The sequence below is a fragment of the Shinella sedimenti genome, from assembly GCF_022601905.1.
GTDB lineage: Bacteria > Pseudomonadota > Alphaproteobacteria > Rhizobiales > Rhizobiaceae > Shinella > Shinella sedimenti.
Genome location: NZ_JAKVIN010000003.1, coordinates 478685 through 490549, shown reverse-complemented (window position 1 = coordinate 490549; position 11865 = coordinate 478685). Strand labels below are relative to the sequence as shown.

15 protein-coding genes are annotated in these 11865 nt (G+C 61.9%); 1 reads left to right on the top strand and 14 read right to left on the bottom strand.

The window, feature by feature from the left end; genetic code table 11:
- Positions 1–9: 9 nt before the first annotated feature.
- Positions 10–1167, top strand: a complete 1158-nt coding sequence (gene glf, locus MKI86_RS09800; protein WP_241600449.1) for a UDP-galactopyranose mutase — start codon at positions 10–12, stop codon at positions 1165–1167.
- Positions 1168–1244: 77 nt separating this feature from the next.
- Here the strand turns inward: glf and MKI86_RS09795 are convergent, their stop codons facing one another.
- The 14 genes from MKI86_RS09795 to fliI form a co-directional block, all read right to left on the bottom strand.
- Positions 1245–2234, bottom strand: a complete 990-nt coding sequence (locus MKI86_RS09795) for a flagellin N-terminal helical domain-containing protein (protein ID WP_241600420.1) — start codon at positions 2232–2234, stop codon at positions 1245–1247.
- Between the two features lie 257 nt (positions 2235–2491).
- Positions 2492–3376 (bottom strand): flagellin N-terminal helical domain-containing protein, encoded by an 885-nt coding sequence (locus tag MKI86_RS09790; protein ID WP_241600418.1) that lies wholly within the window; start codon positions 3374–3376, stop codon positions 2492–2494.
- 237 nt (positions 3377–3613) lie between these two features.
- Positions 3614–4360, bottom strand: a complete 747-nt coding sequence (fliP, locus tag MKI86_RS09785; protein ID WP_241600416.1) for a flagellar type III secretion system pore protein FliP — start codon at positions 4358–4360, stop codon at positions 3614–3616.
- Positions 4357–4881 (bottom strand): flagellar basal body-associated FliL family protein, encoded by a 525-nt coding sequence (locus tag MKI86_RS09780; protein ID WP_241600413.1) that lies wholly within the window; start codon positions 4879–4881, stop codon positions 4357–4359. The genes fliP and MKI86_RS09780 overlap by 4 nt, the downstream gene beginning before the upstream one ends.
- 23 nt (positions 4882–4904) lie before the next feature.
- Positions 4905–5615, bottom strand: coding sequence for a flagellar basal body L-ring protein FlgH (gene flgH, locus MKI86_RS09775; RefSeq protein WP_241600411.1), 711 nt, complete (start codon positions 5613–5615; stop codon positions 4905–4907).
- On the bottom strand, positions 5612–6145 hold the full coding sequence (locus tag MKI86_RS09770) for a MotE family protein (RefSeq protein ID WP_241600409.1): 534 nt from the start codon (positions 6143–6145) through the stop codon (positions 5612–5614). The genes flgH and MKI86_RS09770 overlap by 4 nt, the downstream gene beginning before the upstream one ends.
- On the bottom strand, positions 6142–7254 hold the full coding sequence (locus MKI86_RS09765) for a flagellar basal body P-ring protein FlgI (RefSeq protein WP_241600726.1): 1113 nt from the start codon (positions 7252–7254) through the stop codon (positions 6142–6144). Before MKI86_RS09765 ends, MKI86_RS09770 begins: the two co-directional genes overlap by 4 nt.
- On the bottom strand, positions 7254–7760 hold the full coding sequence (gene flgA, locus MKI86_RS09760) for a flagellar basal body P-ring formation chaperone FlgA (protein ID WP_241600407.1): 507 nt from the start codon (positions 7758–7760) through the stop codon (positions 7254–7256). The genes MKI86_RS09765 and flgA overlap by 1 nt, the downstream gene beginning before the upstream one ends.
- A 23-nt stretch (positions 7761–7783) precedes the next feature.
- Entirely contained in the window at positions 7784–8566 is a 783-nt protein-coding gene (gene flgG, locus MKI86_RS09755) for a flagellar basal-body rod protein FlgG (RefSeq protein WP_241600405.1), read from the bottom strand.
- A 9-nt stretch (positions 8567–8575) separates the two neighbouring features.
- The gene (gene fliE / locus MKI86_RS09750) at positions 8576–8905 is read right to left on the bottom strand and encodes a flagellar hook-basal body complex protein FliE (protein WP_241600404.1); all 330 of its coding nucleotides are present in this window, start codon (positions 8903–8905) and stop codon (positions 8576–8578) included.
- Positions 8902–9321 carry a flagellar basal body rod protein FlgC gene (gene flgC, locus MKI86_RS09745; protein WP_134649678.1) on the bottom strand — a complete coding sequence of 140 codons (420 nt, stop codon included), beginning with the start codon at positions 9319–9321 and terminating at the stop codon, positions 8902–8904. The genes fliE and flgC overlap by 4 nt, the downstream gene beginning before the upstream one ends.
- 3 nt (positions 9322–9324) lie before the next feature.
- Positions 9325–9705: a flagellar basal body rod protein FlgB gene (flgB, locus tag MKI86_RS09740; protein WP_241600402.1), complete on the bottom strand. Its 381-nt coding sequence runs from the start codon at positions 9703–9705 to the stop codon at positions 9325–9327.
- Between the two features lie 185 nt (positions 9706–9890).
- Positions 9891–10454, bottom strand: coding sequence for a flagellar protein (locus MKI86_RS09735; protein WP_241600400.1), 564 nt, complete (start codon positions 10452–10454; stop codon positions 9891–9893).
- Positions 10451–11863 carry a flagellar protein export ATPase FliI gene (gene fliI, locus MKI86_RS09730; RefSeq protein WP_241600398.1) on the bottom strand — a complete coding sequence of 471 codons (1413 nt, stop codon included), beginning with the start codon at positions 11861–11863 and terminating at the stop codon, positions 10451–10453. Before fliI ends, MKI86_RS09735 begins: the two co-directional genes overlap by 4 nt.
- Between the last annotated feature and the right edge of the window lie 2 nt (positions 11864–11865).

Below are 11865 nucleotides of genomic sequence, written 5' to 3'. Positions count from 1 at the left end.
GGACGGCATATGCGGGCGAAAGACAGGATACTCGTTGTCGGTGCCGGGCTTTCCGGTGCCGTCATCGCCCGGGAACTGGCACAGGAAGGCTTCCTCGTCGATGTCATCGATGCACGCGACCATGTCGGCGGCAACTGCCATACGCAGCGTGACCCTGAGACCGGCGTCATGGTGCATGTCTATGGGCCACACATCTTCCACACCGACGACACGGAGGTCTGGGACTATGTCAACGGCTTCCAGACCTTCCTGCCCTACAAGAACCGGGTAAAGACCGTGAGCGGCGGGCAGGTCTATTCGCTGCCCGTCAACCTGCACACGATCAACCAGTTCTTCGGGAAATGCTTTCGCCCGGAGGAGGCCCGCGCCTTTGTGGAAGCGCAGGCAGACACATCGATCACAGACCCCAGGACTTTCGAGGAGCAGGCGCTGCGCTTCGTCGGGCGTGATCTCTACGCGGCCTTCTTCGAGGGCTATACCCGCAAACAGTGGGGCTGCCCGCCGGCGGACCTTCCTGCCGCCATCCTCAAGCGCCTGCCAGTACGCTTCAACTATGAGGACGACTATTTCTCTCATATCCATCAGGGCATGCCGGAGAACGGCTATACGGCCATGGTCGAGAACATCCTCGATCATCCCCGAATCAAGGTGAAACTTGAAACCCGCTTCGACCGGACGCAGAGCGATGGCTTCGCCCATGTCTTCTATTCCGGTCCGCTCGACGGCTACTTCGCCTACGAACACGGTCTTCTCGGCTATCGAACGCTGGATTTCGAGCGCTTTACGCATCAGGGCGATTACCAGGGCTGTGCCGTGATGAACTACGCCGACCTCTCCGTGCCCTATACGCGCATCACCGAGCACAAGCATTTTTCGCCATGGGAGGCGCACGAAGGGTCGGTGTGCTACCGGGAGTTTTCGCGCGCCTGCGGTCCCGATGACATTCCCTACTACCCCATCCGCCTCGTCGAGGAGAAGGCGCTGCTCGCCGACTATACGGCCCTGGCCGAGCGCGAGACCGACGTTACTTTCGTCGGGCGGCTCGGCACCTATCGGTATCTCGACATGGATGTGACGATCCGTGAGGCGCTGGATACCGCACGGGTCTATCTCGACCGGAAGACGACAGGCGGTGCGATGCCGGCTTTCCTTCACGCGCCGCTCTGACGGATGCCCTAAACGGCAAAGGCCCCGGCAGAACCGGGGCCTTCGAAACTGTGTCAAACGGTCGACCCGTCTTCCGATTAACGGAAGAGCGAGAGGATGCCTTCCGACGAGGAGTTGGCGATCGAGAGTGCCTGGATGCCGAGCTGCTGCTGGGTCTGCAGGGCCTTGAGGCGGGTGGACTCTTCGTTCATGTCGGCATCGACCAGGCGACCAACGCCCTTGTCGATGGCGTCCGTCAGCTTGTTGGCGAAATCTTCCTGCAGGTTGATGCGCATGGAGATCGAGCCGAGCTGCGAAGCAGCCTTCGTCATCTGCTGAAGAGCAGCTTCCACGAGCGACAGAGCATCGGCCATGTCAGCGTCCGTGTAGTCGGTGATCGTCATGTTAACGACGGTCGTGGCAGCATCCCAGTCGGCCGAAGCAGCCGTTACACCGAGATCGTCAGAAACCGAGCCGAGGATACCACCGGCGCTGGCCGTGTGATCGTCCGTATCGACGGTCGAGAACAGAACGTTCGAATTGGTGCCGGCGCCAACGTCCGGGAGGTCCTGCAGCGTGTAGGTCGTGGTGCTGACCTTGACGGTGCCGTCGGCGCTGCGGATGAAGCCGGAGACGACGGTCTTGTCGGCAACGTTTGTCGGGGCGGTGTCGGTGTTGTCGTAGACCAGCCAGTTCTGGCCGTTGAACGCGGCGCCGCTGGCGATCGAAACCAGCTGCTGCTGCAGCTGCGTGATTTCTTCCTGAACCTTGGCCTTGTCGACGCCCTGTTCGGTGGCGGCGGTTACCTTGGCCTTGATTTCCTTGACGACATCGATGGCGGCTTCCATGCCGGCATAAGCGGTGTCGACCTTGGCGGCACCCAGGCCCAGGGCGTCCTGAACAGCAGAGAGGGCCATATTGTCCGAACGCATCGTGGTCGCGATGGACCAGTAGGCAGCGTTGTCGGAGGCTTCGCCGACGCGAGCGCCCGAGGAAACACGATCCTGCGTGGTCTCCATCGAGTTGCCGATCGAGCGCAGGGTCTGGAGAGCGGACATAGCCGCGACGTTGGTAAGAATGCTGGTCATGAGATGCGTGCCCCTTGAGTGGCTGACTGAGGAAGGGCATTCCGGATGTTAGCCGGGGAACGGTGGTCAGCATCATGCCTGCTAACCGGTTAAGTTTCTTGGTTAACCCACCGTTTCGATGGGCCAAGAAAACCGCAATAAAGTTAATGAAGTCTTGAGCGCGGAAAAAAAATGCAAAAAGCCGCCCCCGTCACCGGGAGCGGCCTTTTCGAAGGTGGGGCGCGGGTCAGCCTTCCGCGCCCTCCTCCATCCGTCTATTAACGGAAGAGCGAAAGAATGTTCTGCGAGTTCGAGTTCGCGATCGACAGCGACTGGATCGCCAGCTGCTGCTGGGTCTGCAGGGCCTTGAGGCGCGTGGACTCTTCGTTCATGTCGGCGTCGACGAGGCGGCCTACGCCCTTGTCGATGGCGTCGGAAAGCTTCGTGGCGAAGTCTTCCTGAAGCGTGATGCGCTTGGACAGCGAGCCGAGCGTCGAGCCGACGGTCTGCATGCTCTTGAGAGCCGATTCGACCGTGTCGAGATGGGTGGCCATGGCGGTATCATCTTCGGAGCCGTCGAGTTCGATGGCCATGACGTCGGCGAGAATGCCAGAAGAGTCATCGACCGTACCGTTCGTCGGGTCATACGCGCCGAACAGCGAGCCAGCCTGGGCATCGTAGGTTGCAGTCGTGACCTTAACGGTGCCGTCGCTGCCACGAACGAAGCCGGTAACGACCGTTGCATCGTCAGCGCCGCCGGCCAGCCAGTTTTCGCCGTTGAAAGCAGCGCCCGAGCCGATGCTCTTCAGCTGTTCCTGGAGCTGCTTGACTTCTTCCTGAACCTTGACCTTGTCGACGCCCTGTTCGGTTGCCGTTACCAGCTTGGCCTTGATTTCCTTGACGACATCGATCGCAGCTTCAACACCAGCGTAGGCTGTGTCGACCTTTGCGGCGCCGAGGCCGAGGGCGTCCTGAACGGCGGAGAGGGCAGCGTTGTCGGAACGCATGGTGGTCGCGATCGACCAGTAGGCAGCGTTGTCCGAAGCCGCGCCAACACGCTGGCCGGACGAAATGCGGCCCTGCGTGGTTTCCATGTCGTTGTTGATCGTGCGCAGCGTCTGGAGAGCCGACATTGCAGACGTGTTGGTGAGAATGCTCGACATTCTAGTTGTCCCTTTGAACGAAATACTGATGGGGACATACCGGACTGAAAAAACTTACCGGTTACGACGGTCGGCCTCATGCCAACTCGGTGCTTCAACGCATTGAAGGGAAACCAAACCCGTCGTGTTGAGGCAAAAGTCGCAGCCAATCCTTGCCAACTCCTTAAGTCGGGAGGAAGCATTCAACCCGTTGAAAAACAGGGTAAATAGCCGGTAAAGCGCTATGGTTAAGAGGGTCTAACTGAACGACCGAACGAGGCTGCCGACAAGCAGATTCCAGCCGTCGATAAGCACGAAGAACAGGATCTTGAAGGGCAGCGAGATCGATGTCGGCGGCAGCATCATCATGCCCATCGCCATGGTGATCGTGGCGACGATCAGGTCGATCACGAGGAAGGGCAGCACGACCAGAAAGCCGATCTCAAAGCCGCGGCGGATTTCCGAGATCATGAAAGCGGGGATGACGACGCGCAGGTCCGCCACATTGTCCTGGACAACCGTCTGGCCGCGTTCTTCCGCCAGCGAAATGAACAGTTCGATGTCCTTGTCGCGGGTATTGGCGACCATGAATTCGCGGAAAGGCTCGGCAATGCGCTTGGCCGCCTCGGTCTCGTCGATCTGGTTTGCGATCAGCGGTTCGACGCCGTTCTGCCAGGCGCGGTCGAAAGTCGGCGCCATGACGTAAAAGGTCATGAACAGCGCAAGCGAGACGAGAATCATGTTCGAGGGCGTGGTGGCAAGGCCCATGCCCGAACGCAGGATGGAAAAAGCGATGACGAAGCGCGGAAAGCTCGTCACCATGATCAGGATGCCGGGCGCGACCGACAGAACCGTAAGAAGGCCGAAGGTGCGGATGATCCAAGACGCCGCCGAACCGTCGATAGGCGCATTGAGGAGACCACCCGGCAGTTGCAGCTGCTGCTGGGCATAGGCCGCACCGGTCATCGCCATCATGGCGACAAAGGTCAGGAGGATGCGAATCATTCGATCACAAAGGTTCGGAACATAACGTTGGTTACGCGCCCTTCAGACCGCAGGTCAACCCGCTCCTGGAGGTCATCCCTGAGATATTGGAAACCGCGCGGTCCCTGCACCTGCTGGAGCGATACCGTTCGCATATAGGCCATGATGTCCTGGTGGATTTCCTCTGCCAGAGCGACGTCCGGCGCGTCTTTGAACATCAGTGCGACTTCAAGCCGAACGCGGTTGTCGGAGGGGTAAGCGAGATTGCTGGTAATGGGATCGAGAAGCACGATGCCGTTGGCGAGGGTGGAGATGTGCGGCACCTCCTTGCCCTCCGCACCCTTCTCGCCTCCACCGTGACCGCCTTCGGCGGCAGCGGCTGCCGGCTCGGCCTTGGCAACCTCTTCCGTTGGCGGCGGCGCAAGCATGTTGCCCACGAGCCAGCCGCCGCCGCCCGCCAGGAGCGACAGCACGGCAATGACCGCGATGGTGATGACCGGAGAGGACTTCTTCTTCTCTGTGCCCTGTTCTTCGTCCGCCATGTGTTTCTTTCCGTATTGGACCGTCAGATCGGCGAGAACAGGTCGAGCGCCTGCTGGCCCCATGGCGGCTGCTGCACTTCGGTCAGACGGCCGCGCCCACCATAGGAGATCCGCGCTTCGGCAATCCGCTCATAGGCGATCTGGTTGTTGGCATCGACATCCTGCGGCCGCACGATGCCGGCGACGTTGAGAATGCGCAACTCATGGTTGACGCGCACTTCCTGCGAGCCGCTGATGAGAAGGTTCCCATTCTCGATGACGCCGGTGACGACGGCGGCAACGAGCAGGTTCAGCTTTTCCGAACGCTCGGTCGAGCCGTCGCCCTTCGTGCTGGTCGAGGATCCGAATTTCAGATCGCCGTCCGCATCCACGCTGGTCGAGCTTGTCTTGCCGGTGATGCCGAAATTGATGCCGCTCTTGTTGGTGCGCGAGCGGTCGGTCTTGTTGTCGAAGCTCGCCTTGTCATTGACTCGGATATTCACCGTCAGGATGTCGCCGATCTTGAAGGCGCGCGAATCCTTGAAGAGCGCCGACTGCTGGTCGCTCCAGATGGAGTAGCCGGAAACCGCCGTGCGGGGCTGCTTGGGATACATCGCCATCTGCGGCGTGGCGGCATAGTTGAGGCCGCTGCCGATGGGGCTCATCGCCGGCGCCTTGCCGATTTCCTTGATTGCCTGGTTCGAGCAGCCGGACAGTGCCAGCGCCACGGAAAGTGCGAAGGCTGTCTTCTTCATGACGGATCCTTTGACGTGTTCGCATCGCTCGCAGACGCGATGATGCGGGTGAGCATGGCGGCCTTGTCGGCCGGCATTTCCCCCAGAATGGTGCTCGACTGGCGCGGCGGCAGCTTCATCACGATGGCTGAAGCGATCTCGGGATCGAGTTCGGCCAGCTGTAAAGCCGCTGCATCAGGCTTCATCTTGCGGTAGATCTCGACGAGGTTCGCCTCGGCCGACTTCAAAAAGTCGTTGCGGCGCTTCAGCCAGTCCTCATACTCGGCCCGGCGCGCCTCCAGCGTCTTGATGCGCTCGTCGACACCTTTCTGGAGATCTTCGAGCTCCTTCTTCTGGAGAAGGTAGCGCTGGTCGCGCGCGGCATCGGCGATGTTCGTGCAGAACTCGCGGATCTCGTCGGCGCTCGCCTTCGTCGTCATGATGACCGGGCGCTCCTCGGCATAGGCGCCGGGAATGGCCAGCATCACCACGGCGGCGAATGGCAAGGCCAGTCGCCGCAGAAGAGTGGACGTGGTCGTGCCTGTCGTCATTGCAGTACCAGTTCTGCCTGGAGGGCCCCTGCGGTCTTGATGCTCTGCAGGATGGAGATGATGCCATCGGGCTTGACGCCGATACTGTTGAGGCCGGAGACCAGCGAACGAAGGCTCGAGCCGTCGATCATGGCGACATTGCCGCCTTCCTGCTGGACGAGGATATCCGTGTTCGGCTGCACCGCCGTCACGCCCTTCGAGAACGGCTCCGGTTGCACGACCTGCGGCATCTCGTTGACCTGCACGGTGAGCGTGCCGTAGCTGACGGCGACGGGCGAGATGCGCACGTCCTGGCCGATGACGATGGTTCCGGTCCGCTCGTTGATGACGACGCGTGCCGGCACATCCGTCTCAACGACAAGGTTTTCGATATCGGCCATCAGGCGGGCGAGATCGGCCATCTTCGGTTTTGCGATGTAGACCGACTGGGAATCGCGCGATTCGGCAATCGGCCCACCGTATTGCGCTGCCGCGTAACGGTTTATGGCATCGGCCATACCGACGGCTGTCGAGAAATCGGGATTGCGCAGTTGCAGCACGAGATCGGCCGCATCCTTGAAACGCGAGGGCAATTCACGCTCGATGATGGCGCCGTTCGGCACGCGGCCGGCGGTGGTGACGCCCTGCTGCACCGACGCGGCGTCGCCGCTGGCGCTGACGCCGGTCACGACGATGGAGCCCTGCGCGACCGCATAGATCTGCCCGTCGGCACCGGAAAGCGAGGTCATGACAAGCGTGCCTCCGCGCAGCGACGCGGCATCGCCAAGCGAGCCGACCGTCACGTCGATCCGGCTGCCGGGGCTGGCAAACGGCGGCAGATTTGCGGTCACGAGCACGGCGGCGATGTTCTTGGCGCGCGTCTGCGTGCCCACCATCGAGATGCCGAGGTTCTGCAGCATCGCCCGCATGGACTGTTCGGTGAAGGGGGAGGAGCGCATGCTGTCGCCTGTGCCCTGGAGGCCGACGACGAGGCCATAGCCGATCAGCTGATTGTCACGGCCGGCCTGCAGCGAGGCCACGTCCTTGATGCGTGCGGCGGACAGAGCGGGTCCTGCCGCGAGCATGACGCAGGCGAGGACGGCGACGGCACGAAGAAACAGGACACGCATCATTTTACCACCACATGGACCGTCCCGTCATCCATGACGGTGCCGGAAACGATCACGCCGGAATCCTTGTTGCGGACACGCACCAGTTCGCCCACCGACCCGTCCTGAAGGGGCGTTCCGGCTGCGCGCAGAACGAGCGAACCGTTGTCGAAGATCAGGCTGACGGTCGTGCCGCGGGCGACGGCGAATGGTTCGCGTAGCGCCGAGGTGAGGATCACGCGGCCGGGAAGCAGAGTCCGCTTGCTGACCAGCCCGCTGATCGCGCCGATGCTTTCCGCATATCCCTTGACGATGTTCGGGTTGGTGACCTCGACTTCTTCGAGCTGGCCTGCGTCAAGCTCTTCGCCGGGATAGATGATGCGCTTGGGCACGACGGCCATGCGCGCATCGGCAAGGGCCACGTCGGCCACGAGGAGACCCGCCAGCACGGCTGATACGGTGAGAACCGTGTGGCGCAATGTTGGAAGGGTCTTTCCCGTACGAAGGGCTTCTGTCAGGCGAAACATCATGTTCCCCGGGGTTCCGGTTGCTATCTCAGGTTCTTGCTGACCACGGCGGCCATCTCGTCGGCGGCCTGGATGATCTTGGAATTCATCTCATAGGCGCGCTGGGCGGAGATGAGGTCGGTGATTTCCTTGACCGGGTCGACGTTGGAGCTTTCCAGATAGTTTTGCTGGATATAGGCGAAGCCTTCCTCGTTCGGCGTGCCGACATTGGCGGCGCCGGAGGCAGCGGTTTCGCGGAAGAGGTTCTCACCCATCGGCTCGAGACCGGCCTCGTTGACGAAGTTCGCCAGTGTGATCTGGCCGAGTTCCTGCTGCTGGCCCGCAACCGTCGCGAAGACCTGGCCCGACTTGTTGACGGTCACTTCCGTCGCATCGACAGGCACTGTCATGCCAGGAACGACCGTGTAGCCGTCGAGGGTGACGATCTGACCTTCCGCATTGGTGTTGAAAGCGCCGGCACGGGTGTAGAGCGTACTGCCATCGGGCGCCTCGATCTGGAACCAGCCGCGGCCGATGAGCGCCATGTCGAAGGAGTTGCCCGTGGAAACGAGGCCGCCCTGAAGATGCAGGTTGCGCACTGCAGCCGTCTTAACGCCGAGACCGACGATTACGCCTTCCGGCACCACGGCCTGGTTGGCCCGGTTCGGCACGCCGGCAGCGCGCTCCGTCTGGTAGAGCAGATCGGAGAACTCCGCGCGGGCACGCTTGTAGCCCGTCGTATTGATGTTCGCGATGTTGTTGGCGATGACTTCGAGGTTGGTCTGCTGCGCGTTCATGCCGGTAGCGGCAATGGCAAGGGCTTTCATGTCCGGTCCTCAGATCTGCATTCTAGCGATTTCGAGATAGGCGGTGACGACCTTGTCGCGGAAGGCGATGGCGGTCTGCAGCGTCTGCTCGGCGTTCATGACGGCATCGACGACCTCACGGGTCGATGCCTTGCCCTGGATGGCGTCGAAAGACTTTGTCTCGCTGAGCTTCAGCGCGTTGGTCATATCGGTCGCCATATCGCCCATGACCTGGGCGAAACTCATCTGGCCGGTACCCTGCGCGGCTGCGCCCGAAACGAGGCCGGAGGCCGTCTTGTCGATGCCCGACAGGGCATCATTCGGAAAAAGGGAGCTGACGCCCTTTACGCTGTCGATCATTGCGAGGCCCTCAGAAGGTCGATGGTCGCGCTGATCAGGTCGCGCGATTGCTTGATGCTTTGCAGGTTGGCTTCGTAGGAGCGGTTCGCCTCGCGCATATCGGCCATCTCGACCAGCACGTTGACGTTCGGCATCTTGACGTAGCCCTTTTCATCGGCAGCCGGATTGCCGGGATCGTATTCGGTGGTGAACTCGCCCTCGTCGAAACCGAGGCGCGAGACCTCAACCGTGGAGGAGCCGCTCAGGCGATCCAGCTCGGAGGTGAAGGTGACGGTCTTGCGGCGGAACGGATCGGCACCGGGCGTGTCGCCGGTGGAGCGCGCATTGGCCAGGTTTTCCGAAACGATGCGAATACGGGTCGACTGCGCCTCAAGTCCGGAGGCTGCTACTTTCAGGGAGGCTACAAGCGGATCCATTTCTTACCTTTTGACTGTCATCAGCATCATGCGATGAAAGGCCTTGACGAGGCCGGCATTCAATTCGAAGTCACGTTTGACCTGCCCCTCTTTCATGAGCTCATCGGCAAGCCCGACGGTATTGCCGGATTCCTGCACGCCGATCTCTTCGGTGGGCTTGGTCGTGATGACGCGGCTGGCCATTTCGGTTTCGGTGAAATGGCCGGGATGCGTTGCCGCCATGCGGGCGCTCGTGGTTTCGAGCACCGATTGAAAGGGGGTGACGTCCTTCGCCTTGAAACCGGGCGTGTTGACGTTGGCGATGTTGCCTGCAACGACACTCTGGCGGGTCGCGAGCCATTCGGCCTGTTTCGATGCCAGTTCAAACAGTTGTATCGGTTGCATGACAAGCTCCATCCTTGTTCACTGCGAACCTATGGAACCAATCTTGCGCGGGACTTGCACTTGCGGCACCCACCGTGCAAGTGCCTGATTTTCAGGGAAATAAAGTAGTCTGCCACCAAACGGCAAACGGCCGGCAGGCACACGGAGCGCCGCCGGCCGAATCGAAAACGCAGGTTTTCTGTCCGTCAGTTCCGCTTGATGACGTCGCCATTCGAGGTGACGATGACCCAGGCACCGTCGCGCTGCTCCAGCGTCGCCAGGCGGCTGTTATCCGGCAGGATGGAGCCGACGCGCACGATATACATGCCGCGTGCATCCTCGATCAGCGCACGGCCGTTTGCCACATGCATGAGCCGGAAACCCGAATTGGCCGGCAGCGGCTGGTTCAGACCCGTCTCGACGGGCGCGCCGAGCGTCTTTTCCTTTCCGAGCCCCGATGTGGTGGCGGTTGCAACCGGATCGGGACTGTCGAGGGCCCGCGTCTTGTCGTCGTCCACCATGGCAGCGGGTGAAACGCTCATCACTTCCTTTGCGGCCGTCTCGGGCAGATTGCGGGTCGATCCCTGCCAAAGCGTTGGCACGGAGAATTTCCCCGGATTGAGGAAGACATACCAGGGGAAAAAGGCCGCGCCGGCTGCAAGCAGGACACCCGTGCCGACGAGCATCTTGTCGCCGGCGCTGTAATGTCCCTTTTCCACCCGCTTCAGCGGTTGAACAGGTTGATCCGCATCGAAATCCGTCACTGTCATCCCCTTCGCACGGCCGGTGCGCCGCCCTGTTGAGCGGCCGCGTTCTTGAGCGCGGTCGCCAGGTCGGTGAATGCATCGCCGGCCGGCCGCTCGCCCGGCGTCTGTTTCAATACTTCATAGATGATCGGCACCTGCTTGATCGCCATGTCGAGATCGGGGTCGGCGCCGGGGCGATAGCCGCCGATAAGGCGCAGGTCGCGCGTTTCCTCGAAACGGTGGATCAGCGATTTCAACCGCCCCACGAGCTTCTCCTGGTCCGGCGTCCAGGCCTTGCGGGCAAGACGCGAGATTGAGGCGAGCGGGTTGATGGGCGGATAGCGCCCCTCTTCCGCGAGGCTGCGCTCCATGACGATGTGGCCGTCGAGAATGCCGCGCGTCGAATCGGCAATCGGATCGTTGTGATTGTCGCCGTCGACGAGGATCGAGATGATTGCGGTGATGCTGCCGGTGCCTTCCGCGCCCGGGCCGGCGCGCTCCAGCAGGCGCGGCAGTTCGGTAAACACCGAGGCCGGATAACCGCGCGCGATCGGCGGCTCGCCCGACGCTGTCGCCACTTCGCGGATGGCATGGGCAAAACGCGTCACGCTGTCGATGATCAAGAGCACATTGTCGCCCTGGTCGCGATAGTGCTCGGCGATCGTCACAGCCGTCAGCGGCGCCATCTTGCGCAACATCGGGCTTTCATCGCTGGTGGCGACGACCGCGACGGACTTTGCGAGATTGTCGCCAAGCGTATCTTCGATGAATTCGCGCACTTCGCGGCCACGTTCACCGACCAGCGCGATGACAACTTTGTCAAAGGCGTCAGCGCGCGCCAGCATGGACAGGAGTGTCGACTTGCCGACACCCGAGCCGGCGAAAATGCCGAGACGCTGGCCAAGGCAGAGCGGCGCGAAGATATCGATGGCACGAACGCCCGTGCTGAAGCCGGTTTCGACGCGCTTGCGCGTCATCGACGGCGGGGCTGAATTCGAAATCGACCGGCGGACATCACCCTGGACCAGCGGACCGAGACCATCGATGGGCTCGCCGAGCGCATTGATGGTGCGTCCGCACCAGGAAGCGGTCGGCGCGACGCGGAAGGCGCCCTTGCGGATGACCGTGTCGTGAATGCCGATCGGTTCGCCCGGCTCGATGGGGCAGACCACCACCGAATCCGTGTCGACGCGCACGACCTCCCCCAGATGCACGCCGGTCGCGCTCTTGTGCGCGACGAACTCGCCGAGCCGCACATGGCGCGACAGGCCGCTGACGGTGTAGTTGCCGGCGGCGATGGTCTGGACGTGACCGCCATGGGCCACCGAGAATTCCGGGGACGCGTAGCGCCGCACCAGCCCGGCCAGCGCATTGAGCTTGCGCGCGCCGTCGGCCGTACCGGGAACCTTCGCCGTGGAACCTTGGGATGCCATGG

What these genes read in the sequence shown, in the direction of transcription:
- glf (WP_241600449.1), top strand. Translation starts at nt 10, where the DNA reads ATGCGGGCGAAAGACAGGATACTCGTTGTCGGTGCCGGGCTTTCCGGT.
- MKI86_RS09795 (WP_241600420.1), bottom strand. Translation starts at nt 2,234, where the DNA reads ATGACCAGCATTCTTACCAACGTCGCGGCTATGTCCGCTCTCCAGACC.
- MKI86_RS09790 (WP_241600418.1), bottom strand. Translation starts at nt 3,376, where the DNA reads ATGTCGAGCATTCTCACCAACACGTCTGCAATGTCGGCTCTCCAGACG.
- fliP (WP_241600416.1), bottom strand. Translation starts at nt 4,360, where the DNA reads ATGATTCGCATCCTCCTGACCTTTGTCGCCATGATGGCGATGACCGGT.
- MKI86_RS09780 (WP_241600413.1), bottom strand. Translation starts at nt 4,881, where the DNA reads ATGGCGGACGAAGAACAGGGCACAGAGAAGAAGAAGTCCTCTCCGGTC.
- flgH (WP_241600411.1), bottom strand. Translation starts at nt 5,615, where the DNA reads ATGAAGAAGACAGCCTTCGCACTTTCCGTGGCGCTGGCACTGTCCGGC.
- MKI86_RS09770 (WP_241600409.1), bottom strand. Translation starts at nt 6,145, where the DNA reads ATGACGACAGGCACGACCACGTCCACTCTTCTGCGGCGACTGGCCTTG.
- MKI86_RS09765 (WP_241600726.1), bottom strand. Translation starts at nt 7,254, where the DNA reads ATGCGTGTCCTGTTTCTTCGTGCCGTCGCCGTCCTCGCCTGCGTCATG.
- flgA (WP_241600407.1), bottom strand. Translation starts at nt 7,760, where the DNA reads ATGTTTCGCCTGACAGAAGCCCTTCGTACGGGAAAGACCCTTCCAACA.
- flgG (WP_241600405.1), bottom strand. Translation starts at nt 8,566, where the DNA reads ATGAAAGCCCTTGCCATTGCCGCTACCGGCATGAACGCGCAGCAGACC.
- fliE (WP_241600404.1), bottom strand. Translation starts at nt 8,905, where the DNA reads ATGATCGACAGCGTAAAGGGCGTCAGCTCCCTTTTTCCGAATGATGCC.
- flgC (WP_134649678.1), bottom strand. Translation starts at nt 9,321, where the DNA reads ATGGATCCGCTTGTAGCCTCCCTGAAAGTAGCAGCCTCCGGACTTGAG.
- flgB (WP_241600402.1), bottom strand. Translation starts at nt 9,705, where the DNA reads ATGCAACCGATACAACTGTTTGAACTGGCATCGAAACAGGCCGAATGG.
- MKI86_RS09735 (WP_241600400.1), bottom strand. Translation starts at nt 10,454, where the DNA reads ATGACAGTGACGGATTTCGATGCGGATCAACCTGTTCAACCGCTGAAG.
- fliI (WP_241600398.1), bottom strand. Translation starts at nt 11,863, where the DNA reads ATGGCATCCCAAGGTTCCACGGCGAAGGTTCCCGGTACGGCCGACGGC.